The organism is Pseudomonas sp. BW7P1 (assembly GCF_024981055.1).
Lineage (GTDB): Bacteria > Pseudomonadota > Gammaproteobacteria > Pseudomonadales > Pseudomonadaceae > Aquipseudomonas > Aquipseudomonas bananamidigenes.
Genome location: NZ_CP103374.1, coordinates 671,922 through 698,010, shown reverse-complemented (window position 1 = coordinate 698,010; position 26,089 = coordinate 671,922). Strand labels below are relative to the sequence as shown.

Here is a 26,089-nt window from a genome sequence, read left to right as displayed (position 1 = left end):
TCCGTACGGCTCCAGATCAGTCGTACGATCCCGTTTTATTCATCGAGCTGATCATGACCGACCCACTCCTCATCCCCTGCCCCGCCTGCAACGGCCTCAACCGCATCCCCGCCGAGCGCCTCAGCGACCACCCGAAATGCGGGCGCTGCAAGTCCGAGGTGGTGTTGAACAAGCCTTTCGAACTCAAGCAGGGCGATTACGCCAGCCAGATCAAGGGCGATCTGCCGTTGCTGGTGGATGTCTGGGCGGACTGGTGCGGGCCGTGCAAGTCATTTGCGCCGGTGTTCGAACAGGCGGCGACGCAACTGGCGGGCAAGTGCCGGCTGGCCAAGCTGGACAGCGAGGCCAATCAGCAGTTGTCGGCGCAGTTGGGAATCCGTTCGATTCCGAGCCTGATCCTGTTCAGGAACGGCCGTGAGGTGGCACGTCAGAGTGGGGCGTTTCCGCTGCCCCAACTGATGGCCTGGCTGCGTAGCCAAGGTATCTGAGACATCACCACACAAAGTGGGAGCTTGCTCCCACTTTGTTTTTTTCAGGCGTCTTCGAGCAAGTTGTGCAGTTCGACGAACTGCTGCGTCAGCTTGTGTCGCGGATCGAGATGAATCAGCGGTGTACTGGCCTGGTGCGATTCGCGCATGCGCACCGAACTGGCCAGATACACCGGCAGCACCGGCAAACCTTCGGCGATCAGTTCATCGAGCATCTGCTGCGGCAGGCTGGCCCGGGCCTGGAACTGATTGACCACAATGCCTTCGACTTCGAGGCCTTCGTTGTGGTCATCCTTGAGCTCTTCGATTTCCGACATCAGGCCATACAGCGCTTGGCGCGAGAAGCTGTCGCAATCGAAGGGAATCAATACCCGATCAGCGGCGATCAACGCCGACACCGCGTAAAAATTCAGGGCTGGCGGCGTGTCGAGGTAGATCCGATCGTACTCTTCGCCCAATTCATCCAGCAACTTTCTCAGCTTGTTGATCTTGTGCTTGGCCTCGAGTTTGGGCTGCAAGTCAGCCAGCTCTGCCGTTGCGGTGATGATGTGCAGGTTGTCGAACGGCGTTTCGTAGATATCCGCCTGGTTCTTTCTGGAGAACGGGCCCGAGGACAAGGTCTGCTTGAAGAAATCGGCGATGCCCACCGGAATGTCATTACCGGTAAGCCCGGTCAGGTACTGAGTGGAGTTGGCCTGGGCATCGAGATCCACCAACAGCGTGCGATAGCCCTCGCTGGCGCTGACCGCCGCCAGATTGCAGGCGATACTGGATTTGCCCACGCCACCTTTCTGATTGAACACCACGCGCCGCATGACAAAACCTCCGTGTATCAAAGAATGACCGAGTGTAGTGTCGCCCAGCCCTGCTTCGCTACCTTCATGGATGCGGACTACAGAGTCAGACGTAAATGTCTTAATGAACACGCCGTCAAGACTGCCATTGACCACAGATACGCCTGACAGACAAACCCGGCGTGATCTGGATAATGGCCAAGTGACATTTTTCGCCATGTACCCTTTGGTCCATTTCAGCGCGCAAAATGTAACCAGCATTTGCTACACACTCGTCGCACCGGGATAATGCGCGCCACCCGGGGCCAAGCGCCACGCCACTTCCGGCAAGGTCAGCACACTTGCGGTGCTGGCAAAACAGCGTCAAATGAGCCCGCAGGGGCGGAATGAATGTCCGAGATCAACTTCAACATCGCCCAATGGCGCGCCTGGGCTCCCGGGCTCGACAGCGTGGACGCCTGGCAGGCCTGGAGCCGACAGCCGGTTGCGCTCCCCGGCAGTGATGCCGCGCCCGATGTGTCGTTCCTTCCGGCCATGCAGCGGCGCCGACTCAGTCGCCTGGCGCGCATGGCCTTCAGTGTTGGCTGGCCGCTGGCCGAGGGGCAGGAAAACCTGCCTCTGGTGTTCATATCACGCCACGGTGAAACCCCGCGTACGTTCGAGATCCTCAGCGATCTGGCCCGTGAACAGCCCCTGTCGCCGACCCAGTTCAGCCTCTCCGTGCACAACGCGATCATCGGCCTGTGGTCGATCATGCGTGGAGAAACCAGCGAAATGACCGCTCTTGCCGCCGCCGGCGACGGTCTCGAACACGGCATGCTGGAAGCGGCCGCCCTGCTGGCCGAAGGCGCTCCGGCGGTGCTGCTGGTGATCACCGAAGAACAGCCTCCCGAAGCCTATTCGGCCTGGGTCGATGATGTGCCGTTCCCGTATGCGGTGGGCTTGCTGCTGACCCCCGGTACCGACTGGCGGCTGACCCTGAACAGCGCCCCGCAAGCACTGTCCAAGGCGCAATGGCCCCATGCGCTGAACCTGCTGCAAACCCTGCTCGGCCAGCAAACCCTTTGCCAACATGCCTGGAAAAATCGTGTATGGACCTGGCAACGCAACCCGTGACCGAAAAGCACCGCGATGCCTATTACTGGCGTCTGTTCGCCACCGCCTTCAGCTTTGTCCTGTTCGGGCTTGGCGGGCTGTGTCTGCGTCTGCTGGTGTTTCCGCTGCTGGGCTGCCTGCCGGGTGATGCGAAGGCTCATCGGGAACGGGCACGGCAGACCGTCAGTCGGCTGTTCTGGTTTTTTGTCCGGTTCATGGCCAGGACCGGGGTGCTGACCTATGACATTCAGGGCGCGGAACGCCTCGGCCGCCCCGGGCAGATGATCATCGCCAACCATCCGTCGCTGATCGATGTGGTGTTCCTGATCGGCCTGGTGCGCCACGCCAATTGCGTGGTCAAGAAAAGCCTGTGGGAAAACCCTTTCACCCGCGGCCCGCTGCGCAGCACCGAATACATCAGCAACGATGGCAGCATGGACATGCTCGATGCCGCCGCCGATGCCCTGCAAAACGGCCAGACCCTGATCATTTTCCCGGAAGGCACGCGTACCCGGCCCGGGCAGGCACCCGCCTTCCATCGGGGCGCTGCAGCCATTGCACTGCGCGGTGCGAAAATCGTCACACCCGTGATCATCAAGGTCAGCCCGACGACCCTGACCAAGGCCGAACCCTGGTATCGCATCCCGAGCCGCCGGGTTCACTTCAGTTTTCGCGTCGGGGCCGATATAGACCCACAGACTTTTGCCGCGCAAGGCCCTGCACCGCAGGCTTCGCGCAAGCTCAACGACTTTCTGCACCATTTTTTCATCAAGGAGCTCGCCGAAGATGAGCGATCTGCACCGTGAGATAAAACTGCTGATCATCGACGCCCTGGGCCTCGAAGATATCAGCGCCGATGACATCGGCGACAATCAGACGCTGTTCGGCGAAGGCCTGGGCCTGGATTCCGTCGACGCGCTGGAACTGGGTCTGGCGATCCAGAAAAAGTACGGCATCAAGATCGACGCCGACGCCAAGGACACCCGCAACCATTTCACCAACGTGGCGAGCCTCGCGGCGTTCGTCACGGCAAAACAGGCAGCTTGAGACCGGACCATGCAAACTCGTGACGACATTTTCAACACCCTGCGCGATGCCCTGGTCGAGCTGTTCGAACTGGATCCGGCCCGGGTGAGCCTGGAATCGAACCTGTATCAGGACCTGGAAATCGACAGCATCGACGCGGTCGACCTGATCGACCACATCAAGCGTCAGACCGGCAAGAAAATTGCCGCCGAGGAATTCAAGTCGGTGCGCACTGTCGGCGACGTGGTCGAGGCGGTCTACCGTCTGGTTCAACCGGCCGCATGAGCCGACTGATCGGCCTCGGTCTGCTGCTGGCAGGCCTGTTGTATCCCTTCGCGGTGTATTTCGGCATGGAGCACTTTGCACCGTGGCAGTTCGGCCTGCTGCTGGGCTGCCTGTGGCTGGCTCGTGCCCTGACCGGCGAGCGCAAGCCCGGCAGCCTGTGGATGGCCAGCGTGGCCATCGTGTTCTGCCTGCTGCTGGCGCTGTTCGACAGCCCGCTGTTGCTGCGCTGGTATCCGGTGCTGATCAGCGGGTTCATGCTGGTTCTGTTCAGCTTGAGCCTGAAATACGGCCCGCCGATGGTCGAGCGCCTGGCACGGATTCGCGAGCCGCAATTGCCGCCCGAGGCGATCCGCTACACCCGCCGGGTTACCGTGGCCTGGAGCGTGTTTTTCTTCTGCAACGGTCTGTGCGCCGCCCTGCTGACCCTTTGGGCGCCGCTGCATTGGTGGATGTTGTACACCGGCCTGATCTCCTACGGATTGATCGGCCTGATGTTTGCCATTGAATGGCTGATACGACAACGGGTAAGAGGTCGCCCATGAACTGGATAAAACTTGAGCAGCTATTGCTCAAGGACATGCCGCAACGCGCAATTACCCTCGCGCCGGCACTCGATCACGCACACCTGCGCGAGCAGGCGCTGAGCCTGGCCGCCGGCCTGGAGGCCAGGGGCGTGCAGCGCCTGGCCGTGCATCTGGAGGATGCCGCAGAGCTGGCCGTGGCGCTGCTGGGGGCCTGGCGCGCCGGCGTCAGCGTGTTGTTGCCCTCTGACCTGCAGGCGCAGACCCGCCAGCGCTGGTCGAACGAAGTCGACCTGTGGCTGACCGATCATGTGAATGATGCACACCTCAACGATTTGCAGCTCACCGCTCTGGCGGGTGCCGAACTGGATCTTGACCAGTGTCGCCTGAGCCTGTGTACGTCCGGCTCCAGCGGCGAGCCCAAACGCATCGACAAATCCCTGCGCCAACTGGCCAACGAAGTCGAAGCCCTCGAACAACTGTGGGGTGCGGATCTTGGCGACGCCTGCATCATCGGCAGCGTCGCTACCCAACATATTTACGGTCTGCTGTTCCGTGTGCTTTGGCCGCTGTGTGCCGGGCGCCCGTTCCTGCGCAAGCAACTGGCCTTTCCCGAAGACATGCAGCGCGCCAGCCGCGAACACCCGGCCTTCGCCTGGGTGGCCAGCCCGGCGCTGCTCAAGCGCATGGGCGACAACCTCGACTGGCCGGCCCTGAGCGCCGTGCGCCGGGTGTTCTCCTCAGGCGGTGCGCTGCCCGCGGATGCCGCGCAGAGCCTGCACCAGCGCCTGCAACAGTGGCCGACAGAAATCCTCGGCAGCTCGGAGACCGGCGGCATCGCCTGGCGTCAGGGCCAGCAGTTGTGGCGGCCGTTCGCCGGTGTCGAGCTGAGCCAGAATGACGACGGCGCCCTGTTGATCGCCTCGCCGTACCTGCCCGTCGGGCATGTCGAACACACCGCCGATGCCGCACGCATCGAAGCCGATGGTCGCTTCGAACTGCTGGGTCGGCTGGACCGGATCGTCAAGCTGGAAGAAAAACGCATTTCCCTGCCGATGCTGGAACAGGCCCTGGTCGCTCACGATTGGGTCACCGAAGCGCGACTCGGTGTGGTGCAGGAAAACCGTGCCTCCCTCGGCGCCTTGCTGGTGCTCAGCGAATCAGGTCTGTGTGCCCTGCGCGAACACGGCCGCCGCAGCCTCACCGAAACCCTGCGCCGTCACCTCGGCGAGCATTGCGAAGCCCTCGCCCTGCCCCGGCGCTGGCGCCTGTTGCGACAACTGCCGCTGAACCCTCAGGGCAAGCTGCCTCAGGCCGACGTCGAAGCGCTGCTGCTGGCAACGCGTCCGAAGGCACCGGAAGTTCTGGAACAGACCGAAACCGAGGGCGAGTGGAGCCTGCAACTGAGCGTGCCGCCAGACCTCGCTTACTTCAGCGGTCACTTTCCCAAGGCCCCGGTGCTGCCCGGCGTGGTGCAGGTCGAGTGGGCGCTGAACTTTGGTCGTCAACTGTTGAACCTGTCCGGCGCCTTCGCCGGGATGGAAGTCCTGAAATTCCAGCAACTGGTGCGCCCCGGCGATGAAATCCAGCTGCACCTGCGCTTCGACCCTGAACGCGGCAAGCTGTATTTCACCTACCGCAACGACACCGCCACCTGCTCCAGCGGGCGGATTCTGTTGGTGACCGGCAATGCATAATCCCTGCGCGGTCATCCCGGTCTACAACCACGAAACCGCCATCACCACCGTGATCGAAGCCCTGCTCGCCCAGGGCTTGCCATGCATTCTGGTGGACGACGCCAGCAGCAAGGCCTGTGCAGCCGTGCTGGACGTTCTGGCCCAACGCGAGCGGGTGTATCTGGTACGACTGACCGCCAATCAAGGCAAGGGCGGTGCCGTGATGACCGGATTGCGTGAAGCTGCGCGACTGGGCTTCAGTCATGCCTTGCAGGTCGATGCGGATGGCCAGCACGACTTGCGGGATGTCGGCCGCTTCATCGAAGAGTCCCTCGCCCATCCGCAGGCCCTGATCTGCGGTTATCCGCTGTACGACGCCAGCGTGCCAAAAGGGCGCCTGTACGCCCGCTACCTGACTCACGTGATGGTGTGGATCAACAGCCTGTCGTTGCAGATCCGCGATTCGATGTGCGGTTTTCGTGTCTACCCGCTGGAACCGACACTGGCGGTGATCGATTCGGCGCGGATCGGCAGGCGCATGGATTTCGACTCGGACATCCTCGTGCGGCTGTCCTGGCGCAACCAGCCGATGCGCTGGCTGCAGACCCGCGTGCATTACCCGCTGGACGGCGTGTCGCACTTTCGCCTGCTTCACGACAACGTGCTGATCTCGAGCATGCACACACGTCTGTTCTTCGGCATGTTGTTGCGCTCGCCCGTCATTCTCTGGCGACGGTGGCGCGCATGACCGTCGAAACCGACAAGAAGCACTGGGCCGACCGCGAAGAGCGCGGCAGTTTCCTGCTGATGAAATTCACCGCGTTCGCCGCCAGAGTCCTTGGCCGGCGCCTGCTGAGCCCTTTGTTGTACGGCATCGTCCTGTACTTCTTCCTGTTCGGTCGCACGGCGCGGCGCAGTGCCTGGCAGTACCGGCAGCGTCTGGCCGACTGGAGCGGACGCCACGAATTGCGCCCGAGCCTGTGGCGCGTGTTCGGGCAGTTCATGGCGTTCGCCGACTCGCTGCTCGACAAGCTCGACGTGTGGAATCGCAAGTTGAGCATCGAGCAGATCGAAATCATCGACCCGGCGCTGCTGCGTCATCAATTGCGTGGCAGTCGCGGGCAAATGCTGGTGGGCGCGCATCTGGGCAACCTCGAAGTGTGCCGCGCGCTGGCGGAGATCGGCGAAAAGGTCACCATGAACGTGCTGGTGCACACCAAGCACGCCGAACAATTCAACCGTCTGCTGGGCGAAGCCGGGGCGACCAATCTGCGGCTGATCCAGGTCAGCGAGCTGGATCCGGGAATCATGCTGCAGCTCAACGAGCGTCTGGAGCGCGGCGAGTGGCTGGCGATTGCCGGCGACCGCGTGCCGCTGCATGGCGGGCGCACCGTGACCGTGGAGTTTCTCGGCCATCCGGCGCGGTTTCCGCAAGGTCCGTGGCTGCTGGCCGGCCTGCTGAAATGCCCGGTCAATCTGCTGATGTGCCTCAAGCAACCTGACGGGCACTACCGCCTGACCCTCGAACCGTTCGCCGATGCCGTGACCTGGACCCGCCGCGACCGCGAACAGGTCATTCATCAGTGGGCGACCCGCTACGCCGAACGCCTGAGTCACTATTGCCTCGAAGCACCGAAGCAATGGTTCAACTTTTACCCTTTCTGGAAGACCGATGACGACGCCAACCCATGAGCCGGTAACCTTCGGCGAACGCCCTTTGCGCATCGAAGACGTGCTGGCCCTGGCCAACCGTCAGGCGCCCGTGCAGTTGCAGAGCGACGCCGACTACCGCGAACGCATCGCCAAGGGCGCGCGGTTCCTCGATTCGCTGCTGGACAAGGAAGGCGTGATCTATGGTGTGACCACCGGTTACGGCGACTCCTGCGTGGTCGCGGTGCCGCTGCATCACGTCGAAGCATTGCCGCAGCATCTCTACACGTTCCATGGTTGCGGTCTGGGCAAGCTGCTCGACGCCCAGGCTACCCGCGCAGTGCTGGCGGCGCGTTTGCAGTCACTGTGCCACGGCGTGTCCGGGGTGCGCATCGAGCTGCTGGAACGTCTGCATGCCTTCCTTGAACACGACATCCTGCCGCTGATCCCTGAAGAGGGCTCGGTAGGTGCCAGCGGCGACCTGACGCCGCTGTCCTACGTGGCCGCGACCCTGTCCGGCGAGCGTGAAGTGATGTTCCGTGGCGAACGCCGCCAGTCCGCCGACGTGCACCGCGAACTGGGCTGGACGCCGCTGGTGCTGCGCCCGAAAGAAGCGCTGGCACTGATGAACGGCACCGCCGTGATGACCGGTCTTGCCTGCCTCGCCTACGCCCGCGCCGATTACCTGCTGCAATTGGCCACCCGCATCACGGCGCTGAACGTGGTGGCGCTGCAAGGCAATCCGGAACACTTCGACGAGCGCCTGTTCGCCGCCAAGCCGCACCCGGGGCAGATGCAGGTCGCCGCGTGGCTGCGCAAGGATCTGGCGATCGACGCACCGACCGCGCCGCTGCATCGCCTGCAGGATCGCTATTCCCTGCGTTGCGCGCCGCACGTGCTCGGCGTATTGGCCGACAGCCTCAACTGGCTGCGTTCGTTCATCGAGACCGAACTCAACAGCGCCAACGACAACCCGATCATCGACGCCGAAGCCGAGCGCGTGCTGCATGGCGGGCACTTCTACGGCGGGCATATCGCATTCGCCATGGACAGCCTGAAAAACCTCGTGGCCAACGTCGCCGACCTGCTTGACCGGCAACTCGCGCTGCTGGTGGACGAGCGTTACAACCATGGATTGCCGAGCAACCTGTCCGGCGCCAGCGCCGACCGCGCGATGCTCAACCACGGCTTCAAGGCCGTGCAGATCGGCGCCAGTGCCTGGACCGCCGAAGCGTTGAAAAACACCATGCCGGCCAGCGTGTTTTCGCGCTCCACCGAATGCCACAACCAGGACAAGGTGAGCATGGGCACCATCGCCGCCCGCGACGCCATTCGCGTGCTCGAGCTGACCGAACAGGTGGCTGCCGCCACCCTGCTCGCGGCCAATCAGGGCGTGTGGTTGCGTGGTTGCGATGAAGATGCACGACCACTGCCACCGTCGCTGGCCGCCATGCACGAAGAACTGGCCAAAGACTTCCCGCCGGTGATCGAAGACCGCGCCCTGGAAGGTGAATTGCGCCTGTGCCTGCAACGTATCGCCGAACAACACTGGAGGCTGCATGCGTAGCGCTGGAGTGCTTCACGCCGATACGGAAATCCTCGTGCCGTTCTTTGACGTCGACACCATGCACGTCGTCTGGCACGGCCATTACGTGAAATATCTGGAAGTGGCGCGCTGCGCGCTGCTCGACAAGATCGGCCACAACTACAACCAGATGGTCGATTCGGGCTATGCCTGGCCGGTGATCGACCTGCAATTGCGTTATGTGCGTGGAGCGGTGTTCGGTCAGCGGCTGAACGTGCGCGCCAGTCTGGTGGAGTGGGAAAACCGCCTGAAGATTCACTACCTGATCACCGACGCCGAGACCGGCGAGCGCCTGACCCGCGCCAGTTCGGTGCAGGTCGCTGTCGAGGTGAGCAGCCGCGAGATGCAACTGGCGTCGCCGAAAGTCTTCACCGATGCCGTGGAAAGGATGCTGCGATGAATGCGCTTGTGAAATCCCTTGGGGCCTTGGCGCTGCTGATGCTGTCGTCACTGGCCAACGCCTTCGACCTGCAACAGCTGAGCGATCAACTGGCGAAACCGGACGTGATCCACGGCCAGTTCATTCAGGAAAAACACCTGCGTGCCCTGCCCCGGCCGCTGATCAGCCAGGGCAGCTTCGTGCTGGCGAAAAATCACGGCCTGCTCTGGCTGCTGAAAACTCCGCTGCAGCAGGACTACCGTATCGACGCCAGGGGCATCGCACGTCGTGACGTAAATGGTTGGCAATTGTTGCCCGGCAAGAGTGCCGGCGCGGAGCAGAACCGGTTGTTCCTCGCCGTGCTGCAAGGTGACAGCAGCGGTCTGCAACGGGATTTCGAACTGGCCCTGAGCGGCGACGCACAACAATGGCATCTGACGCTGACCCCACGCTCGGTGCTGCTCAAGCAGGTGTTCAATCAGATCAACATCACCGGCGGCACGTTGGTGAACACCATCGAACTGCTGGAAACCCAGGGCGACAGCACCGTGCTGCGCATGCAGGGCAGCACCGCCGGCCAACCGTTGAGCGACGCGGAGCAACATGACTTTGCCGAGTGAACGCAGGCTGCCCTGGCTGTTCCTGATCCTGTTGCTGGCCGTCGGCGCACTGGGCGCCTGGCAGTGGCGCGATGGCGCACCGCTGTCGGCGAACCTGATGGAGCTGGTGCCCGGCACCCATCCGGACGCCATCGAGCAGCGCGCCGAACAACGCATGCAGGAACCGCTCAACCGGGAAATGCTGGTACTGGTCGGTCACGCTGATCGCCAGCAGGCCATTGCCATGGCCCGGACGTTGGGCGAGCAGTGGCAGGCCAGCGGGCTGTTCGAAAAGGTCCAGTGGAACCTGCAAGCAGACCTGCCCGCCCTGCGCACGCAATTGCTGCAAGGACGACTGGCAATGCTCTCGGACGATGATCGACAACTGCTGATCGAACACCCGGATGCCTTCATCCAGCAACGGGTGCAGGCACTGTTCGATCCGTTCACCGGTTTCAGCCTGGTGCCGAGCCAGGACGACTGGCTGGGCCTGACCGGACGCATCCAGAACAGCCAGCCGCAGCACGGTTCGGTGCAACTGGACATCGCCAGCGGCGCGCTGATCGCCGATGCCGACGGCAAAAGCTGGGTGCTGCTGCGGGCACGCACCACCGGCAACGCCTTCGACATGAACCTGCCGCTGCAGGTCGCCGCGCTGCTGCAACACAGTCGCGAGCAAGCGGCGAAAGCCGATGTGCAACTGTTGGCCGCCAGCGGCTTGCTCTACGCGGCCAACGGTCAGCAACAGGCTACGCGGGAGATCTCCTGGGTGGGTGGCGGCGCGACACTCGGCATTCTGTTGCTGCTGTTGCTCGCCTTCCGCCGCTGGCGGGTGTTGCTGGCGTTCGTTCCGGTGCTGGTGGGCATGCTGTTCGGCGCGGTGGCTTGCGTGGCGCTGTTCGGGCATCTGCATGTAATGACCCTGGTGCTCGGTTCGAGCCTGATCGGCGTGGCAGTGGATTACCCGCTGCACTATCTGTCCAAGAGCTGGAGCCTCAAGCCCTGGCGCAGCTGGCCGGCGCTGCGGCTGACCGTCTCGGGCCTGACCCTGAGCCTGATCACCAGCGCCATCGGCTATCTGGCGCTGGCGTGGACGCCGTTTCCGGCCCTGACCCAGATCGCCGTGTTCTCCGCCGCCGGACTGCTCGGCGCCTACCTGTCGGCGGTGTGTCTGCTGCCGGCGCTGTTGAGCAATGTTGAAATCCAGCCGGCACAATGGCCGTTGCGACTGGCCGAGCGCATGGTCAGCCTTCGGGAATCCCTGCTGGAGCACGTACGCACACCGATTCTGGCGGCACTGTTGATCGCCTTCTGCGCCGGTGGCCTGATCCAGCTGCAAACCCGAAACGACATCCGCCAATGGGTCGGCGCGCCGCAGCATCTGACCGATGAAGCGCAGACCATTGCCCGTATCACCGGTTATCAGCCGACCAGCCAGTTTTTCCTGGTGCGCGCGGACAATCAGGAGCAACTGCTGGAGCGTCAGGCTGCGCTGAGCGAACGACTGGAGCAACTGGTCAACCTCGACAAGTTGCAGGGCTTTCTGGCGCTCAACCAGTTGGTCAGTCCGCCGAGCCAGCAACAGCAGGTGCGCGAAGCGCTGAACAAGTTGCCGCAATTCTGGCAACCGCTGCTGGAAGTCGGCGTACCACTGACAGCGCTGCAAACCGAACTCGCGCAGTTGCAAGCGCTGCCCGCCGAAGACATCGACACCGCGCTCGGCGGCCCGCTCGGTGAGCCTTACCGTACGTTGTGGCTCGGCCCGGTCGAAGGCGGCGTGGCGGCGATGGTCAGCCTGCAAGGACTGAACAATCCGTCGCTGCTGCGGGTACAGGCGCTGGACCTGCCCGGCGTGGAACTGGTGGATCGCCTCGGTGACCTGAATCGGGTGTTTGCCGAAACCCAGATCAGCGCCGCCGAATTGAAACTCGCCTCCTGCGTGCTGATCGTGCTGGTGCTGATTCTGCCGTTCGGTCTCGGCGGCGCGTTGCGCATCGTTTCCCTGCCACTGCTCGCGGCCCTGTGCAGCCTGGCCAGCCTCGGCTGGCTCGGTCAGCCGCTGACACTGTTCAGCCTGTTCGGCCTGCTGCTGGTGACGGCGATCAGCGTCGATTACGCGATCCTCATGCGTGAACAGATCGGCGGCGCAGCGGTGAGCCTGCTCGGCACCTTGCTCGCGGCGCTGACGACCTGGCTGTCGTTCGGCCTGCTGGCGGTGTCGAGTACGCCGGCGGTGAGCAACTTCGGGTTGTCGGTCAGCCTCGGGCTGGCTTTCAGCTTCCTGCTGGCGCCGTGGGCCGGGCGTCATGCTCACGCTGTGACAGCTGCGGAGCGTCCGGCATGACGATCGCGGTGTTCTGGCTGATGGCACTGATCCTGTTCGCCATCGCGACCCGTATCGGCCGGCATTTCGGGCTGATTCCGATTGTCAGCCAGTTGCTCCTGGCCAGCTTCATCCTGCCCCTGTTGATGTATTTCTGGATCGAACCGGGCTGGCAGCTCAGTGGTGCCGATCTGATTGCCCCGGACTGGCTGAAAAACCTCTATAGCCTGGGTTTCGCCCTGTTGCTCGGACACATTCTCAGCGACGTGATCGACCTGCGTCTGGATCGTCAGAGTGTGAAAATCGCCCTGCCGAGTTTCGCCGTGCCCTTCGTCTGCGGTCTCGCGACGGCGTACTGGCTGCTGCCGACGCAACCGTGGATCCATTCGCTGGCCATCGGTCTGGTGTTCGCCATCACCGCCATCCCGGTGCTGTATCTGTACCTGCGGCATATCGACTATCCGCCCGCCGCAACCCGGCGTCTGGTGCAGACCGCGATCCTGATCGACCTGACCTGCTGGACCCTGTTCGGCCTCGCTCAAGGCAGTCTGCACCTGAGCAGTCTGTTGCTGCCGCTGGGGCTGGCCTGTGTGCCGTTGCTGCTACGGGTGTCCGGCATCCGTCGACCACTGACTTACAGCCTCGGTTTTTTTGCGCTGCTGGTGCTGGCCGAACACTACAAACTCAATGCGCTGATTTTCGGCATCGGCTATCTGCTTTGCATGGCCGCGCTGAAGGTACCGCTGGTGCTGCCGTTGCCGGAACGCTGGATGAACCGTTTGCAGACGTGGATCGCGATTCCGCTGATCCTCACCTTCGGCATCGTGCAGATCGATGTGCACAGCGCCCTCGCCAGCCTCGGTGCTGTGCAATGGGCGGTGCTGTTGCTGTTGCCGATCGCCGGCAAACTGCTCGGTAACTGGCTGGGTCTGGGCTGGGCCGGTGCATCGTTCGAAGGCGCCAGCCGCTGGCGCGAAAGTGTGCTGCTGAACATCCGCGGCTTGAGCGAAATCGTTTTTCTCAACCTGCTGTTGCACCAACAGCTCATCAGCCCGGCGCTGTACTTCGCGCTGATGCTGATGGGTCTGATCGCGACGCTGTTGCCGGCCCTCATCGGTCTGCACCGCGTATCGCAAAACCCAATTGCCGCACCCAGGAGTTCGCGTGCCAATCGTTGAAATGGAATCCCGTCAGGTCGTGATCATCGGCGCCGGCCCTTCCGGCGCCATCGCTGCCACGTTGCTCAAGCGCAAGGGTCACGATGTGCTGGTCATCGAGCGTCAGCATTTCCCGCGGTTTTCCATCGGCGAAAGCCTGCTCAGTCATTGCCTGGATTTCGTCGAAGAAGCCGGCATGCTCGATGCGGTGAACGCCGCCGGATTCCAGCGCAAGACCGGCGCCGCATTTGCGTGGGGCGAACGCTACAGCGCGTTCGATTTCGGCGATACGTTCAGCGGCGGCAAACCGACCACCTTCCAGGTACAACGCGCCGACTTCGACAAACTGCTGGCCGATCAAGCCGCGCTGCAAAGTGTGGAAATCCGTTATGGCGATGCCATCGTCAGCGTCGATTTCGACCGCCCGCGCCCGCAACTCGAAGTACGCCACGAGGACGGCAGCGAGTACCGCGTCGAGGCCGGTTTCGTTCTCGATGCCAGCGGCTACGGTCGTGTGCTGTCGCGCTTGCTGGATCTCGAGGCGCCCTCGAATTTTCCGCTGCGCCAGGCCGTGTTCACCCACATCGAAGATCACATCGATCACCCGGCCTTCGACCGCGAAAAAATTCTCGTCACCACCCATCCGCGGCATCGCGACATCTGGTTCTGGACGATTCCGTTCAGCAACGGTCGCTGCTCGGTGGGTGTGGTGGCGGCTGCCGAACATTTCGAAGGCCGCGATGCCGACCTCGATGCCTGCCTGCGCGGTTTCATCGCTGAAACCCCGAGCCTGGCGAAGGTGCTGAACAACGCCGTTTGGGATACCCCGGCGCGCACCCTCGGCGGCTATGCGGCCAACGTCAAAACCCTGCATGGTCGCGGTTTTGCCTTGCTGGGCAACGCGGCGGAGTTTCTCGACCCGGTGTTTTCCTCCGGCGTGACCATCGCCATGCGTTCGGCGAGCATGGCCGCTGGCGTGCTGCACCGGCAGTTGCAGGGCGAAACCGTGGACTGGCAAAGCGAGTTCGCCGAACCCTTGAAACGCGGCGTCGACACCTTCCGCGCCTACGTCGAGGGCTGGTACGCCGGCACCTTCCAGGACGTGATTTTCCATGAGCAGGCCTCCCCGGACATCCGTCGCATGATCTGTTCGATCCTCGCCGGCTACGCCTGGGACGAACGCAACCCGTTCGTCAGCGAAGCGCGCCGCCGGCTGAAGACGATTTCCGAACTTTGTGCAAAGGACGCCCCATGAACTACTTGAGCGACAGCTACGTCGAGGAAACCCGTTTCGGCTTCTGGTTCCTGCGCAGCCACACCTGGCAACATCATGTGTTGCGCGTGGCGATCAATGATTTGCGCGGGTTGTTCAGCGAAACGCTGCCGGCCAACCCGGTGCTGCTGGATGCAGGCTGCGGCCAGGGCAAATCCTTCGGCCACCTGCGCCTGACTTTCGCCCCGCAGCGTTTGATCGGCGTCGATGCCGACCCGCACAGCCTGGAACTGAGCGCCGCAGAGGCGGCGCGCCTGGGTTTCGATGTCGAGCTGATCGGCAGCGATTGCGCGACGCTCAATGTTCCGGATGCAAGCGTCGATCTGCTGTTCTGTCACCAGACCTTCCATCATCTGGTGGAGCAGGAAAAAGCCCTGGCCGAGTTCTACCGGGTGCTCAAGCCGGGCGGTTATCTGCTGTTCGCCGAGTCCACCGAGGCCTACATTGATACGTGGGTCATCCGTTGGCTGTTTCGCCATCCGATGCATGTGCAGAAGAGTGCGGCGCAGTATCTGGAGATGATCCGCCAGCAGGGCTTCGAGTTCGGCGAACGGAATGTTTCCTACCCGTACCTGTGGTGGAGCCGGGCGAAGGATTTCGGCCTGCTGGAACGTTTTGGCCTGCGCAAACCGAAGCCGTTTGGCCAGCGTGAGGAAACCCTGGTCAATGTCGTGGCGCGCAAACCGCTGGAAGGGACTTGCTGATGTCGCACTTTACTTGTGGGAGCGAGCCTGCTCGCGAAAGCGGTAGATCAGCTTGCATCGGTGCTGGATGTGCAGACGCCATCGCGAGCAGACTCGCTCCCACATTGTCCGCATTGATACGACTTATTCTGCTGGCTTGCATCAGCCTGCTCGGTGCCTGCGCCAGCCAGGCGCCGCTGCCTGTGGATAACCCGACGCTGCCCTTGCCGCTGCAATTGCACATCGAGCGCCAGCAAGCCGGACAGCGTCAGGACTGGTTGCTGGTAATCCAGCGCGAGGGCCAGGGCATCCGTTGGTCGATGATGGATCCGCTGGGCATTCCCCAGGCCCGCCAGCGACTGATCGACGGACACTGGCAGGCCGACGGCCTGCTGCCGCCCGATCCGGAAGCCCGGGAGCTGTTCGCCGCGCTGCTGTTCGCTCTGACGCCTGCGGGCGAGCTGTCGCGCAATTACCCTGGCGCACTGCAAAGCGACGGACAACGTTCACTGCCGGAACGCTGGAACATCCGGTATGCACAACCGTTGCGCTTCGAATTGAATCTGCCCCAAGGCCCGCACTATCGCGTGTCTCCTTTAGGTGAATCGACGCCATGACCGCCTACCTCAATGCCCTCGGCGTGATCTGCGCCCTGGGCCGTGACAAGCAAGAGGTCGCCCGCCAACTGTTCGCCGGCGATTGTTCGGGCATGCGCCACGAGTCTGGCTGGGTGCCGGAGCGCGAGTTGCCGGTAGCCGCCGTGCGCGGTGATCTGGCACCCGTCCCGCCGCAAATGGCGGCGCACAAGAGCCGCAACAATCAGTTGCTGCTGGAAGCCGCATTGCAGATTCGCGACGACATTGACGCCGCGATTCAGACCTATGGCCCTGATCGCATCGGCGTGGTGCTCGGCACCAGCACCTCCGGGATCGACGAGGCCAGTCAGGGACTGGCGCACTACATTCGCCACCAGCAGTTCCCGACCGATTACGACTACCGGCAGCAGGAACTCGGCGCCCCGGCGACTTTTCTCGCCGACTGGCTGCAACTGAGCGGCCCGGCCTACGTGATTTCCACGGCGTGCACCTCCAGCGCCCGGGCCATGATGAGCGCCAGACGTCTGCTCGATCTGGGGTTGTGCGACGCGGTGCTGTGCGGCGGCGTCGACAGCCTGTGCAAACTGACGCTCAATGGTTTTTCGTCGCTGGAAGCGGTCTCCGGCGAGCGCTGCAATCCGTTTTCGGCCAACCGCGACGGCATCAACATCGGCGAGGCGGCGGTGCTCTTCATCATGAGCAAACAGCGCAGCGACGGCCCGGCCATTGCCCTGCTGGGCGCCGGCGCCAGTTCCGATGCACATCATATTTCCGCGCCGGAACCGTCCGGTCGTGGCGCGTTGCAGGCCATGCAGCAGGCACTGGATCGCGCCCACCTGCAAGCGTCACAAGTCAGCTACCTGAACCTGCACGGCACCGCCACCCAGCACAACGACGCCATGGAGAGCCTGGCCGTTTCCACCTTGTTCCCGCAGGGCGTGGCCTGCTCCTCGACCAAACCGATGACCGGCCACACCCTCGGCGCGGCCGGCGCACTGGAAGCCGCGTTCTGCTGGCTGAGCCTGAGCGCCGATAACCCTGACCACGCCTTGCCGCCACATGTCTGGGATGGCCAGGCCGATCCGGACATGCCCGCGCTGAAGTGGGTGACCGCGAACGAACGCCTAGCGTCCACTGCTCCGCGCTACCTGATGAGCAATTCGTTTGCCTTCGGTGGCAATAACGTCAGCCTGATTATCGGAGACGCCCCATGACTGACTGGCCGCTCGCCGAATTGCTGCCCCACGCTGGCGACATGATTCTGATCGACCGGATCCTCGGCTTCGACGACGAGCAGATCCACACCACCCTGACGGTCAGACCCGGTGGCCTGTTCAGCCTGCCCGACGGCAGCCTGCCGGCATGGGTCGGCGTCGAGCTGATGGCCCAGAGTGTCGCCGCGTTCGCCGGCTGTCATGCACGGCAGAAAGGCAACGCAGTGGAGTTGGGTTTTCTGCTCGGCACTCGCAAATTCGAATGCAATGTCGAGGCGTTTCCGGTCGGCAGCGAGCTGACCGTTCACGGCATCCGCTCGCTGGAAGACGACAACGGCATGGGCGTGTTCGAGTGCCACATCACGGCGCCCGGCATCGAAGCCAGTGCCCGGCTGAACGTGTTCCGCCCACCGCACGCAGCGCAATATCTTGAACAATTGAAGGAGTCGAAGGATGACTGAATTCACACTGGTCACCGGCTCCAGCCGTGGCATCGGCCGTGCCATCGCCCTGCGCCTGGCCCAGGCCGGCCACGATATCGTCCTGCATTGCCGCAGCGGCGTGGCCGAAGCGCAAGCGGTGAAAGCCGAAATCGAAGCCCTGGGCCGCCATGCGCGCATCCTGCAATTCGACGTGGCAGACCGCGAAACCTGCAAAGCCATCCTCGAAGCCGACGTCGAAGCTCACGGCGCCTATTACGGCGTAGTGCTGAACGCCGGTCTGGCCCGCGACGGCGCGTTTCCGGCCTTGAGCGATGATGATTGGGACGCGGTATTGCGTACCAACCTCGACGGTTTCTACAACGTCCTGCACCCGGTGATGATGCCGATGATCCGTCGCCGCGCCGCCGGTCGCATCGTCTGCATCACCTCGGTTTCGGGACTGATCGGCAATCGTGGCCAGGTCAACTACAGCGCTTCGAAGGCCGGTGTGATTGGCGCTGCGAAGGCATTGGCGATCGAACTGGCCAAGCGCAAAATCACGGTGAACTGTGTCGCGCCGGGCCTGATCGACACGGCCATGCTCGATGAAAACGTGCCGGTGGAAGAACTGATGAAGATGATCCCGGCACAACGCATGGGCACCCCGGAAGAAGTGGCCGGTGCGGTGAATTTCCTGATGTCGGCGGAAGCGTCGTACATCACCCGCCAGGTCCTGGCGGTCAACGGAGGCTTGTGCTGATGAAGCGCGTTGTCGTCACCGGCATGGCCGGCATCACCTCGCTGGGCAGCGACTGGGACACGATTGCCCGCAACTTTGCGGCCAACCGCAGCGGCATCCGCCGGATGGACGAGTGGGATCGTTTCAGTGAACTCAACACTCGCCTGGCCGGGCCCATCGATGATTTCCAGGTGCCGGCGCACTGGACCCGCAAGCAATTGCGCAGCATGGGCCGGGTGTCCCGGCTCGCCGTGGCCGCAGCGGAAAAGGCGTTGGCCGATGCCGGTCTGCTCGGCGACGAGTCGATCAAGGACGGACGCATGGGCGTGGCCTGTGGCTCGTCCACCGGCAGCACCGACGAGATCAAGGCGTTCGGCAACATGCTGCTCAATTCGGTGGCCGAAGGGCTCAATGCCAATTCCTACGTGCGGATGATGCCGCATACCACGGCGGCGAACATCAGCATCTTCTTCGGCCTCACCGGGCGTCTGATCCCGACCTCCAGCGCCTGCACCAGCGGCAGCCAGGGCGTCGGTTACGCTTACGAGGCAATCAAGTTCGGTCGCCTGCCGTTGATGCTCGCCGGCGGCGCCGAAGAACTGTGCCCGACCGAGGCCATGGTGTTCGACGCGCTATACGCCACCAGCCTGAAAAACGATGCGCCGCAGACCTCGCCACGTCCCTACGACAAGGGACGCGACGGCCTGGTGATCGGTGAAGGCGGCGGCATGCTGGTGCTCGAAGAGCTGGAACATGCCCTCGCTCGCGGTGCGCGCATCCACGCCGAAATCGTCGGCTTCGGCAGCAATGCCGACGGCCAGCACACCACCCGTCCGGAACAGATCACCATGCGCCGGGCCATGGAACTGGCGCTGGAAGACGCGGGGCTCCCGCCAGACGCCATCGGTTACGTGAACGGGCATGGCACGGCCACCGAGCAGGGCGACATCGCCGAAACCCTGGCCACCAGCAGCCTGTTCGGCGAACACATGCCGATCAGCTCGCAGAAGAGCTTTCTCGGCCATACCCTCGGCGCCTGCGGTGCGCTGGAATCCTGGTTCAGCATCGAAATGCTCAACCGCGACCTGTACGTGCACACGCTCAACCTCGACGAAGTCGATCCGCACTGCGGCCAGCTCGACTACCTGCGCGGCGAGTTTCGCCAGATGCATCACGAGTACGTGATGAACAACAACTTCGCGTTCGGCGGGGTCAACACCTCGCTGATCTTCCGCCGCTGGACACAACCGAATTAATCCAGGTCAAGGAGACCTCCATGCGTTTCAAGCAACTCGCCGCCACTCTGCTCATCTGTGCCTTGCCGGCCGTCAGCCAGGCCCGTGACACGGCGGTCTACCTGCCATTCGACAAAGCGGTCGCGGAGGCAACCCGCACCGGCAAGATCGACGGCAGCGTGAAGTTCTTCCTGGCGGGCAACACTCCTGCCGGCAAAGTCACCGTTGTCAGCCCTGGTGCGGTGACCAACAAGAAAACCAACGCCTTCAACAAGTCCGACCAGGCAGCCTGCGAGTGGGTCGTGCAATCGGCCATCATCAGCCTGCACCAGGCGGCGAAAAACGCCGGCGCCAACGCCGTGACCAACATCGTCAGCTTCTACAAGAGCAACGAGCGCAAGGATGCGAAGAACTACGAATGCCACGCGGGCGCGATCATGGCAGGCGTTGCGTTGAAGGGTGATCTGGCGACGGTTCAGTAACCGCCGGAAACGACAAAGGGCGCCTTTCGGCGCCCTTTCACAAACAGGTTGGCTTGTCATCGCCTGTCACCTGCCTGGCTCTGCGATAGCTGGTTGCCCAGGATCCTCAGAGTCTCACAAGCCCCTTTCGGGAACGCCGGCAATACTGCCTGAAAAGGTATTTCCGACAACACCGGCATTTCGCTGCACCTCTGCATGGACCATCTACACTCGCTCAAACAGGCCATCGCACAGCGCCTGCCGGAACGGCGAGCCCGGTCGCTCGAGCACTCGCGGTTCGCTTTCACCGTCAAGGAGACAACCATGCAAGCGAAAGCCCTGATCGCCACTGCCCTCTTCAGCCTGCTTCCCAGCGCCAGCCACGCTACCAACCTGATGTACATGCCGTTCGAAACCGTGCTGTCGGATGCGATTCGGGCCGGGCGGCTGGATGGCAGTGTGAAGTTTTACCTGATCGGCAATGGGCCACAGGGGACTCAGCGCCTGTTGCAGCGCGGCGTGGTCAGCGATTTGAAGACCAACGGCTTCAACAAGAGCGATCACGACTCCTGCGAGTGGGTGCTGCAATCGAACCTGATTGCGCTGCAGGCGCAGGCCAAGCGCGTCGGGGCCAATGCGGTGACCAATATCGTCAGCTACTACGACCAGCATGTGCGCAAGGATCTGAACACCTACGAATGTCGGGCCGGGGTGTTTGTGACGCGGGTAGCGTTGAAGGGCGATCTGGTGCGGCTGCCCTGATCAGCCGGCTTCGACCTTGCGCGTCAGCAACTCGACAAACGCCTTGGCCATCGGCGATTTCTGATCCTTGCGCTGTACCAGCCACACCGCCGTTACCGCTTCAGGATCCAGCAACGGTCGATAGACCACACCGTCGATGCGCATCCGCTGATAGGACGCCGGCAGCACCGACACCCCCAGTCCCGCCGCTACCAGACCGATGATGGTCATTGCCTCCCCCGCCTCTTGAGCGAAGTGCGGGCTGAACCCGGCGTCACGGGCCAGGCTGATCAGTTGCGAATACAGACCACTGCCGTAACTGCGCGGGAAGAACACGAACGGCTCCAGCGCCAGCGCCGAGAGAAACAGGCCTTCTTCGCTGCCTTGGGCCAGCGGGTGTTTGGAACCGAGCACCGCCACCAGAGGCTCGCGCATCAACTCGACCACACTCAGCGAGTCCGGCAAACCGAGCGGGCGCATGATGCCGACCTCGATCGACTCGTCCACCAGTGCGTCGGCCACCATGGTGCTGCTCATCTCGCGCAGGTTCAGGTGCACGGCCGGGAAGCGCTGGCGGAAGGAAAATATCGCCTGGGGAATGGTCGAGCTGAACGGCGCCGAGGAGGTAAAGCCGATCTTCAGCTCACCCAGCTCACCGAGTTGAGCGCGGCGAGCCACATCCGCCGCCTTATCGACTTGCGCGAGCACCAGCCGCGCTTCTTCCAGAAACAGCCGCCCGGCCTCACTGAGCTCGACCCGACGATTGGTACGTTCGAAAAGCCGGGCGCCGACTTCCTGTTCCAGTGCCTGAATCTGCTGGCTCAGCGGTGGCTGGGAGATGCCCAGTACCTGTGCGGCGCGGCCGAAGTGCAGCTCTTCGGCGACGGCGATGAAGTAGCGCAAGTGACGCAATTCCATGAACACTCCATTAGGTCGTTAAAGCTATCAAACAGGTCGAACAATATATTGGATAGAAACATTAGCCAGCTATATGATTTTTTCATTGCTTGCCTGCCCGCGCCCCCCCGAGGTCTGATGTGAAAACCGCCGTCGCTCCACTGGCCCATGAAGTCCCGCCCGCTGCGGCGGATGATGTGATGACCGAACTGCAAGAGATCTACATCGAGAAAGGCACACCCGCGTTCATGCGCACGGTGCTGGCGCTGTTCAGCGGTGGCTTCGCGACGTTCGCCCTGTTGTACTGCGTGCAGCCGATGATGCCGCTGCTGTCTCAGGAATATTCGATCAACGCAGCACAAAGCAGCCTGATCCTGTCGGTGGCCACCGGCATGCTGGCCTTCGGTCTGCTGATCACCGGGCCGATTTCCGATCGGGTGGGGCGCAAACCGGTGATGGTCGCCGCGCTGTTTGCCGCAGCCCTGTGCACCATCGCCAGTTCGATGATGCCGAGCTGGCACGGCGTACTGATCACGCGCGCGCTGATCGGGCTGTCATTGAGCGGTCTGGCGGCGGTGGCAATGACGTACCTGAGCGAGGAAATCCATCCGCAGCACATCGGTCTGGCGATGGGTTTGTACATCGGCGGCAACGCGATCGGCGGGATGAGCGGGCGTCTGATAACTGGCGTGCTGATCGACTTCGTCAGTTGGCACACAGCGATGATGGTGATCGGTGGTCTGGCGCTGATCGCGGCGGCGGTATTCTGGAAAATCCTGCCGGAGTCGCGCAATTTCCGCTCCCGCTCGCTGCACCCGCGCAGCCTGCTCGACGGCTTCACCATGCACTTTCGTGATGCCGGCCTGCCGCTGCTGTTCCTTGAGGCGTTCGTGCTGATGGGCGCGTTCGTCACCCTGTTCAACTACATCGGCTACCGTCTGCTGGCCGAGCCGTATCACTTGGATCAAGTGTTCGTGGGGCTGTTATCGGTGGTGTACCTGTCGGGCATCTACAGCTCGGCGAAAATCGGTTCGCTGGCCGACAAGCTGGGCCGCCGCAAAGTGCTGTGGGCCATCATCGCCCTGATGTTCGCCGGCCTCGCCCTGACGATGTTCACACCGCTGCCTCTGGTGATCATCGGCATGCTGATCTTCACCTTCGGCTTCTTCGGCGCGCACTCGGTGGCCAGCAGCTGGATCGGCCGCCGGGCGCTCAAGGCCAAGGGCCAGGCGTCTTCGTTGTACCTGTTCAGCTATTACGCCGGGTCGAGCATCGCCGGGACGGCGGGCGGGGTGTTCTGGCACCTGGCCGGGTGGAACGGGATTGGACTGTTCATTGGCGCGTTGTTGCTGGTGGCACTGTTGGTGGCGTTAAAGCTGGCGAAGCTGCCGCCGCTGGGTGGTGTCAAAGCCTGAATCACGCCCACAAAAAACGCCCGGCACAAGCCGGGCGTTTTTGTTTTCCAACATTAGAGCTGAGCGCCGATCACTGGTGATACTGCGCCGACAACTCATGCACCGCTCGCAAGAACGCGCCAGCGTGTTCCGGATCGACTTCCGGGGTGATGCCGTGGCCGAGGTTGAATACATGGCCGCTGCCCTTGCCGTAGCTGGCGAGGATGCGGCCCACTTCAGTACGGATCGCTTCCGGTTTGGCGTAGAGCACGGTCGGATCCATGTTGCCTTGCAAGGCAACCTTGTCGCCAACGCGGGCGCGGGCGTTGCCGATGTCGCAGGTCCAGTCCAGGCCCAGTGCGTCGGCACCGGCCTCGGCGATGCTTTCCAGCCACAGGCCGCCATTCTTGGTGAACAGGATCACCGGCACCTTGCGACCGTCGTGCTCACGAATCAAGCCGCTGACGATTTTCTTCATGTAGGCCAGGGAGAATTCCTGATACGCCGCCGCCGACAGGTTGCCGCCCCAGGTGTCGAAGATCTGCACCGCTTGCGCGCCGGCCTGGATCTGGCCGTTCAGGTACGCCGTCACCGACTGCGCCAGCTTGTCCAGCAGCAGGTGCATGGCTTGCGGGTTGTCGTAGAGCATCGCCTTGGTCTTGCGGAAGTCTTTCGACGAGCCGCCTTCGACCATGTAGGTAGCCAGTGTCCACGGACTGCCGGAGAAACCGATCAGCGGCACACGGCCGTTCAGTTCGCGGCGGATGGTACTGACCGCGTCCATCACGTAGCCGAGGTCTTTTTGCGGATCCGGGATCGGCAGGGCTTCAATGTCAGCCAGGGTACTGACGACTTTCTTGAAGCGCGGACCTTCACCGGTCTCGAAGTACAGGCCCTGGCCCATGGCATCGGGGATGGTGAGGATATCGGAGAACAGGATCGCCGCGTCCAGTTGCGGATAGCGATCCAGCGGTTGCAGCGTGACTTCGCAGGCGAATTCCGGATTCATGCACAGGCTCATGAAATCACCGGCCTGGGCGCGGCTGGCGCGGTATTCCGGCAGGTAGCGGCCGGCCTGGCGCATCATCCACACCGGGGTGACGTCTACGGGTTGCTTGAGCAGGGCGCGGAGGAAACGGTCGTTCTTCAGGGCAGTCATGTCGGCATCCGGAAAAAAAGTGCGGGCATTTTCTCAGAGCGCGACGCAAAAGGCACGGATGCAGGTCAGCCTTTTGTCTATCGGGTCAATTTGTCGCGCTGGAAATGCGCCATCAGCAACACCGAGAAACAACTGTGGGAGCGGGCTTGCTCGCGAATGCGATGTGTCAGCCACCGGTGATGGTGACTGATCCACCGCATTCGCGAGCAAGCCTGCTCCCACATTTTGATCGCATTCCAATGCTGGAAGTGATCAGACGCCCAGGTAATCCAGGATCCCTTCAGCTGCATTGCGGCCTTCGAAGATCGCCGTCACCACCAGGTCGGAACCGCGCACCATGTCGCCACCGGCGAAGATTTTCGGGTTGCTGGTCTGGTGCTTGTACTGACCTTGCTCAGGCGCAACGACGCGACCCTGGCTGTCGGTCTGGATCTCGAACTGTTCGAACCACGGCGCCGGGCTCGGGCGGAAACCGAACGCGATGACCACGGCGTCGGCCGGGATGATCTCCTCGGAACCCGGGATCGGCTCGGGACTGCGACGGCCACGGGCGTCCGGTTCGCCGAGACGGGTCTCGACCACTTTCACGCCTTCGACCCTGTCTTCACCGACGATGGCGATCGGCTGGCGGTTGTAGAGGAATTTCACACCTTCTTCCTTGGCGTTCTTCACCTCTTTGCGCGAGCCGGGCATGTTCGCTTCGTCACGACGATAGGCGCAGGTCACCGATTTGGCGCCCTGGCGGATCGAGGTACGATTGCAGTCCATCGCCGTATCACCACCGCCCAGCACCACAACTTTCTTGCCTTTCATGTCGACGAAATCTTCCGGCGACTTTTCAAAGCCCAGGTTGCGGTTGACGTTGGCGATCAGGAAGTCCAGCGCGTCATACACGCCCGGCAGGTCCTCACCGGCAAAACCGCCCTTCATGTAGGTGTAGGTGCCCATGCCCATGAACACCGCATCGTATTCGGCGAGCAGTTGCTCCATGGTCACGTCCTTGCCGACCTCGGTGTTGAGGCGGAACTCGATGCCCATGCCGGTGAAGACTTCGCGGCGATTGCTCAACACGGTCTTTTCGAGCTTGAACTCGGGGATGCCGAAGGTCAGCAGACCGCCGATTTCCGGGTTCTTGTCGAACACCACCGGGGTCACACCACCGCGCACCAGCACGTCGGCACAACCGAGGCCCGCCGGACCGGCACCGATGATCGCGACACGCTTGCCGGTCGGTTTGACCTTGGACATGTCCGGGCGCCAGCCCATGGCGAACGCGGTGTCGGTGATGTACTTCTCGACCGAACCGATGGTCACTGCGCCGAAGCCGTCGTTGAGGGTGCACGCGCCCTCGCACAGACGATCCTGCGGGCACACCCGACCGCAGACTTCCGGCAGGGTGTTGGTCTGGTGCGACAGTTCGGCGGCCTGAAGGATGTTGCCCTCGGCCACCAGCTTCAGCCAGTTCGGAATGAAGTTGTGCACCGGGCACTTCCATTCGCAATACGGGTTGCCGCAACCCAGGCAGCGGTGGGCCTGGTCGGCCGACTGCTGGGGTTTGAACGGTTCGTAGATTTCCACGAACTCTTTCTTGCGTTGACGCAACAGTTTCTTCTTCGGATCCTTGCGCCCGACATCGATGAACTGGAAGTCGTTATTCAGACGTTCAGCCATTGTTAAAACCTCATCAAACTCTTCAG

Annotated in this window: 28 protein-coding genes; 24 read left to right on the top strand and 4 right to left on the bottom strand. The window is 62.7% G+C overall.

What is annotated here, in order from left to right; translation table 11 throughout:
* Nucleotides 1-53: 53 nt before the first annotated feature.
* Entirely contained in the window at nucleotides 54-488 is a 435-nt protein-coding gene (gene trxC, locus NWV16_RS03150) for a thioredoxin TrxC (RefSeq protein WP_260521934.1), read from the top strand.
* Between the two features lie 44 nt (nucleotides 489-532).
* Here the strand turns inward: trxC and NWV16_RS03145 are convergent, their stop codons facing one another.
* Complete coding sequence (locus NWV16_RS03145; protein ID WP_260521933.1) at nucleotides 533-1,303, bottom strand: ParA family protein; 771 nt, start codon at nucleotides 1,301-1,303, stop codon at nucleotides 533-535.
* Between the two features lie 369 nt (nucleotides 1,304-1,672).
* On the opposite strand from NWV16_RS03145, the gene NWV16_RS03140 reads away from it, so the two are divergent.
* The 22 genes from NWV16_RS03140 (at nucleotide 1,673) to NWV16_RS03035 (ending at nucleotide 20,963) form a co-directional block, all read left to right on the top strand.
* A complete protein-coding gene (locus tag NWV16_RS03140) occupies nucleotides 1,673-2,398 on the top strand; it encodes a beta-ketoacyl synthase chain length factor (RefSeq protein WP_260521932.1) in 726 nt (241 codons plus the stop codon).
* The gene (locus tag NWV16_RS03135) at nucleotides 2,374-3,183 is read left to right on the top strand and encodes a 1-acyl-sn-glycerol-3-phosphate acyltransferase (protein WP_260521931.1); all 810 of its coding nucleotides are present in this window, start codon (nucleotides 2,374-2,376) and stop codon (nucleotides 3,181-3,183) included. The genes NWV16_RS03140 and NWV16_RS03135 overlap by 25 nt, the downstream gene beginning before the upstream one ends.
* Nucleotides 3,164-3,424, top strand: coding sequence for a phosphopantetheine-binding protein (locus NWV16_RS03130; protein WP_065259494.1), 261 nt, complete (start codon nucleotides 3,164-3,166; stop codon nucleotides 3,422-3,424). The genes NWV16_RS03135 and NWV16_RS03130 overlap by 20 nt, the downstream gene beginning before the upstream one ends.
* A 9-nt stretch (nucleotides 3,425-3,433) precedes the next feature.
* Nucleotides 3,434-3,688 carry an acyl carrier protein gene (locus NWV16_RS03125; RefSeq protein ID WP_007909503.1) on the top strand — a complete coding sequence of 85 codons (255 nt, stop codon included), beginning with the start codon at nucleotides 3,434-3,436 and terminating at the stop codon, nucleotides 3,686-3,688.
* Nucleotides 3,685-4,230 carry a hypothetical protein gene (locus NWV16_RS03120; RefSeq protein ID WP_260521930.1) on the top strand — a complete coding sequence of 182 codons (546 nt, stop codon included), beginning with the start codon at nucleotides 3,685-3,687 and terminating at the stop codon, nucleotides 4,228-4,230. Before NWV16_RS03125 ends, NWV16_RS03120 begins: the two co-directional genes overlap by 4 nt.
* The gene (locus tag NWV16_RS03115; RefSeq protein ID WP_260521929.1) at nucleotides 4,227-5,906 is read left to right on the top strand and encodes an acyl-CoA synthetase family protein; all 1,680 of its coding nucleotides are present in this window, start codon (nucleotides 4,227-4,229) and stop codon (nucleotides 5,904-5,906) included. Before NWV16_RS03120 ends, NWV16_RS03115 begins: the two co-directional genes overlap by 4 nt.
* Nucleotides 5,899-6,633, top strand: coding sequence for a glycosyltransferase family 2 protein (locus NWV16_RS03110; protein ID WP_260521928.1), 735 nt, complete (start codon nucleotides 5,899-5,901; stop codon nucleotides 6,631-6,633). Before NWV16_RS03115 ends, NWV16_RS03110 begins: the two co-directional genes overlap by 8 nt.
* Complete coding sequence (locus NWV16_RS03105) at nucleotides 6,630-7,577, top strand: glycosyl transferase (RefSeq protein ID WP_260521927.1); 948 nt, start codon at nucleotides 6,630-6,632, stop codon at nucleotides 7,575-7,577. The genes NWV16_RS03110 and NWV16_RS03105 overlap by 4 nt, the downstream gene beginning before the upstream one ends.
* Nucleotides 7,558-9,102: a histidine ammonia-lyase gene (gene hutH / locus NWV16_RS03100; RefSeq protein ID WP_260521926.1), complete on the top strand. Its 1,545-nt coding sequence runs from the start codon at nucleotides 7,558-7,560 to the stop codon at nucleotides 9,100-9,102. Before NWV16_RS03105 ends, hutH begins: the two co-directional genes overlap by 20 nt.
* Entirely contained in the window at nucleotides 9,095-9,520 is a 426-nt protein-coding gene (locus NWV16_RS03095) for an acyl-CoA thioesterase (protein ID WP_085685400.1), read from the top strand. Before hutH ends, NWV16_RS03095 begins: the two co-directional genes overlap by 8 nt.
* Entirely contained in the window at nucleotides 9,517-10,119 is a 603-nt protein-coding gene (locus tag NWV16_RS03090) for an outer membrane lipoprotein carrier protein LolA (protein WP_260521925.1), read from the top strand. The genes NWV16_RS03095 and NWV16_RS03090 overlap by 4 nt, the downstream gene beginning before the upstream one ends.
* The gene (locus tag NWV16_RS03085) at nucleotides 10,103-12,442 is read left to right on the top strand and encodes an MMPL family transporter (protein WP_260521924.1); all 2,340 of its coding nucleotides are present in this window, start codon (nucleotides 10,103-10,105) and stop codon (nucleotides 12,440-12,442) included. Before NWV16_RS03090 ends, NWV16_RS03085 begins: the two co-directional genes overlap by 17 nt.
* Nucleotides 12,439-13,599, top strand: coding sequence for a sodium:proton antiporter (locus NWV16_RS03080; RefSeq protein ID WP_260521923.1), 1,161 nt, complete (start codon nucleotides 12,439-12,441; stop codon nucleotides 13,597-13,599). Before NWV16_RS03085 ends, NWV16_RS03080 begins: the two co-directional genes overlap by 4 nt.
* On the top strand, nucleotides 13,586-14,833 hold the full coding sequence (locus NWV16_RS03075) for an NAD(P)/FAD-dependent oxidoreductase (protein WP_260521922.1): 1,248 nt from the start codon (nucleotides 13,586-13,588) through the stop codon (nucleotides 14,831-14,833). Before NWV16_RS03080 ends, NWV16_RS03075 begins: the two co-directional genes overlap by 14 nt.
* On the top strand, nucleotides 14,830-15,555 hold the full coding sequence (locus NWV16_RS03070) for a class I SAM-dependent methyltransferase (RefSeq protein ID WP_260521921.1): 726 nt from the start codon (nucleotides 14,830-14,832) through the stop codon (nucleotides 15,553-15,555). The genes NWV16_RS03075 and NWV16_RS03070 overlap by 4 nt, the downstream gene beginning before the upstream one ends.
* Before the next feature lie 113 nt (nucleotides 15,556-15,668).
* Nucleotides 15,669-16,151 carry a hypothetical protein gene (locus tag NWV16_RS03065; protein ID WP_312846918.1) on the top strand — a complete coding sequence of 161 codons (483 nt, stop codon included), beginning with the start codon at nucleotides 15,669-15,671 and terminating at the stop codon, nucleotides 16,149-16,151.
* Complete coding sequence (locus tag NWV16_RS03060) at nucleotides 16,148-17,344, top strand: beta-ketoacyl-[acyl-carrier-protein] synthase family protein (protein ID WP_260521919.1); 1,197 nt, start codon at nucleotides 16,148-16,150, stop codon at nucleotides 17,342-17,344. Before NWV16_RS03065 ends, NWV16_RS03060 begins: the two co-directional genes overlap by 4 nt.
* Nucleotides 17,341-17,805 (top strand): hotdog family protein, encoded by a 465-nt coding sequence (locus tag NWV16_RS03055; RefSeq protein ID WP_260521918.1) that lies wholly within the window; start codon nucleotides 17,341-17,343, stop codon nucleotides 17,803-17,805. The genes NWV16_RS03060 and NWV16_RS03055 overlap by 4 nt, the downstream gene beginning before the upstream one ends.
* Nucleotides 17,798-18,526, top strand: a complete 729-nt coding sequence (fabG, locus tag NWV16_RS03050; RefSeq protein WP_260521917.1) for a 3-oxoacyl-ACP reductase FabG — start codon at nucleotides 17,798-17,800, stop codon at nucleotides 18,524-18,526. The genes NWV16_RS03055 and fabG overlap by 8 nt, the downstream gene beginning before the upstream one ends.
* Complete coding sequence (locus tag NWV16_RS03045; RefSeq protein WP_260521916.1) at nucleotides 18,526-19,761, top strand: beta-ketoacyl-ACP synthase; 1,236 nt, start codon at nucleotides 18,526-18,528, stop codon at nucleotides 19,759-19,761. Before fabG ends, NWV16_RS03045 begins: the two co-directional genes overlap by 1 nt.
* Before the next feature lie 20 nt (nucleotides 19,762-19,781).
* The gene (locus NWV16_RS03040) at nucleotides 19,782-20,222 is read left to right on the top strand and encodes an excinuclease (protein ID WP_260521915.1); all 441 of its coding nucleotides are present in this window, start codon (nucleotides 19,782-19,784) and stop codon (nucleotides 20,220-20,222) included.
* A gap of 303 nt (nucleotides 20,223-20,525) precedes the next feature.
* On the top strand, nucleotides 20,526-20,963 hold the full coding sequence (locus tag NWV16_RS03035; RefSeq protein ID WP_260521914.1) for an excinuclease: 438 nt from the start codon (nucleotides 20,526-20,528) through the stop codon (nucleotides 20,961-20,963).
* Here the strand turns inward: NWV16_RS03035 and NWV16_RS03030 are convergent, their stop codons facing one another.
* Nucleotides 20,964-21,860, bottom strand: a complete 897-nt coding sequence (locus tag NWV16_RS03030) for a LysR family transcriptional regulator (protein ID WP_260521913.1) — start codon at nucleotides 21,858-21,860, stop codon at nucleotides 20,964-20,966. It lies immediately after the preceding gene.
* 179 nt (nucleotides 21,861-22,039) lie between these two features.
* Between NWV16_RS03030 and NWV16_RS03025 the strand changes: the two genes are divergently transcribed.
* A complete protein-coding gene (locus NWV16_RS03025; protein WP_409519371.1) occupies nucleotides 22,040-23,254 on the top strand; it encodes an MFS transporter in 1,215 nt (404 codons plus the stop codon).
* A gap of 70 nt (nucleotides 23,255-23,324) precedes the next feature.
* Here the strand turns inward: NWV16_RS03025 and hemE are convergent, their stop codons facing one another.
* Complete coding sequence (gene hemE, locus NWV16_RS03020; RefSeq protein ID WP_260521911.1) at nucleotides 23,325-24,392, bottom strand: uroporphyrinogen decarboxylase; 1,068 nt, start codon at nucleotides 24,390-24,392, stop codon at nucleotides 23,325-23,327.
* A gap of 252 nt (nucleotides 24,393-24,644) precedes the next feature.
* Nucleotides 24,645-26,063 carry an FAD-dependent oxidoreductase gene (locus NWV16_RS03015; RefSeq protein ID WP_169428512.1) on the bottom strand — a complete coding sequence of 473 codons (1,419 nt, stop codon included), beginning with the start codon at nucleotides 26,061-26,063 and terminating at the stop codon, nucleotides 24,645-24,647.
* Between the last annotated feature and the right edge of the window lie 26 nt (nucleotides 26,064-26,089).

Excerpts from the sequence above, each read along its gene's own strand:
- trxC (WP_260521934.1), top strand. The coding sequence starts at position 54 with ATGACCGACCCACTCCTCATCCCCTGCCCCGCCTGCAACGGCCTCAAC.
- NWV16_RS03145 (WP_260521933.1), bottom strand. The coding sequence starts at position 1,303 with ATGCGGCGCGTGGTGTTCAATCAGAAAGGTGGCGTGGGCAAATCCAGT.
- NWV16_RS03140 (WP_260521932.1), top strand. The coding sequence starts at position 1,673 with ATGTCCGAGATCAACTTCAACATCGCCCAATGGCGCGCCTGGGCTCCC.
- NWV16_RS03135 (WP_260521931.1), top strand. The coding sequence starts at position 2,374 with ATGGACCTGGCAACGCAACCCGTGACCGAAAAGCACCGCGATGCCTAT.
- NWV16_RS03130 (WP_065259494.1), top strand. The coding sequence starts at position 3,164 with ATGAGCGATCTGCACCGTGAGATAAAACTGCTGATCATCGACGCCCTG.
- NWV16_RS03125 (WP_007909503.1), top strand. The coding sequence starts at position 3,434 with ATGCAAACTCGTGACGACATTTTCAACACCCTGCGCGATGCCCTGGTC.
- NWV16_RS03120 (WP_260521930.1), top strand. The coding sequence starts at position 3,685 with ATGAGCCGACTGATCGGCCTCGGTCTGCTGCTGGCAGGCCTGTTGTAT.
- NWV16_RS03115 (WP_260521929.1), top strand. The coding sequence starts at position 4,227 with ATGAACTGGATAAAACTTGAGCAGCTATTGCTCAAGGACATGCCGCAA.
- NWV16_RS03110 (WP_260521928.1), top strand. The coding sequence starts at position 5,899 with ATGCATAATCCCTGCGCGGTCATCCCGGTCTACAACCACGAAACCGCC.
- NWV16_RS03105 (WP_260521927.1), top strand. The coding sequence starts at position 6,630 with ATGACCGTCGAAACCGACAAGAAGCACTGGGCCGACCGCGAAGAGCGC.
- hutH (WP_260521926.1), top strand. The coding sequence starts at position 7,558 with ATGACGACGCCAACCCATGAGCCGGTAACCTTCGGCGAACGCCCTTTG.
- NWV16_RS03095 (WP_085685400.1), top strand. The coding sequence starts at position 9,095 with ATGCGTAGCGCTGGAGTGCTTCACGCCGATACGGAAATCCTCGTGCCG.
- NWV16_RS03090 (WP_260521925.1), top strand. The coding sequence starts at position 9,517 with ATGAATGCGCTTGTGAAATCCCTTGGGGCCTTGGCGCTGCTGATGCTG.
- NWV16_RS03085 (WP_260521924.1), top strand. The coding sequence starts at position 10,103 with ATGACTTTGCCGAGTGAACGCAGGCTGCCCTGGCTGTTCCTGATCCTG.
- NWV16_RS03080 (WP_260521923.1), top strand. The coding sequence starts at position 12,439 with ATGACGATCGCGGTGTTCTGGCTGATGGCACTGATCCTGTTCGCCATC.
- NWV16_RS03070 (WP_260521921.1), top strand. The coding sequence starts at position 14,830 with ATGAACTACTTGAGCGACAGCTACGTCGAGGAAACCCGTTTCGGCTTC.
- NWV16_RS03060 (WP_260521919.1), top strand. The coding sequence starts at position 16,148 with ATGACCGCCTACCTCAATGCCCTCGGCGTGATCTGCGCCCTGGGCCGT.
- NWV16_RS03055 (WP_260521918.1), top strand. The coding sequence starts at position 17,341 with ATGACTGACTGGCCGCTCGCCGAATTGCTGCCCCACGCTGGCGACATG.
- fabG (WP_260521917.1), top strand. The coding sequence starts at position 17,798 with ATGACTGAATTCACACTGGTCACCGGCTCCAGCCGTGGCATCGGCCGT.
- NWV16_RS03045 (WP_260521916.1), top strand. The coding sequence starts at position 18,526 with ATGAAGCGCGTTGTCGTCACCGGCATGGCCGGCATCACCTCGCTGGGC.
- NWV16_RS03040 (WP_260521915.1), top strand. The coding sequence starts at position 19,782 with ATGCGTTTCAAGCAACTCGCCGCCACTCTGCTCATCTGTGCCTTGCCG.
- NWV16_RS03035 (WP_260521914.1), top strand. The coding sequence starts at position 20,526 with ATGCAAGCGAAAGCCCTGATCGCCACTGCCCTCTTCAGCCTGCTTCCC.
- NWV16_RS03030 (WP_260521913.1), bottom strand. The coding sequence starts at position 21,860 with ATGGAATTGCGTCACTTGCGCTACTTCATCGCCGTCGCCGAAGAGCTG.
- NWV16_RS03025 (WP_409519371.1), top strand. The coding sequence starts at position 22,040 with ATGACCGAACTGCAAGAGATCTACATCGAGAAAGGCACACCCGCGTTC.
- hemE (WP_260521911.1), bottom strand. The coding sequence starts at position 24,392 with ATGACTGCCCTGAAGAACGACCGTTTCCTCCGCGCCCTGCTCAAGCAA.
- NWV16_RS03015 (WP_169428512.1), bottom strand. The coding sequence starts at position 26,063 with ATGGCTGAACGTCTGAATAACGACTTCCAGTTCATCGATGTCGGGCGC.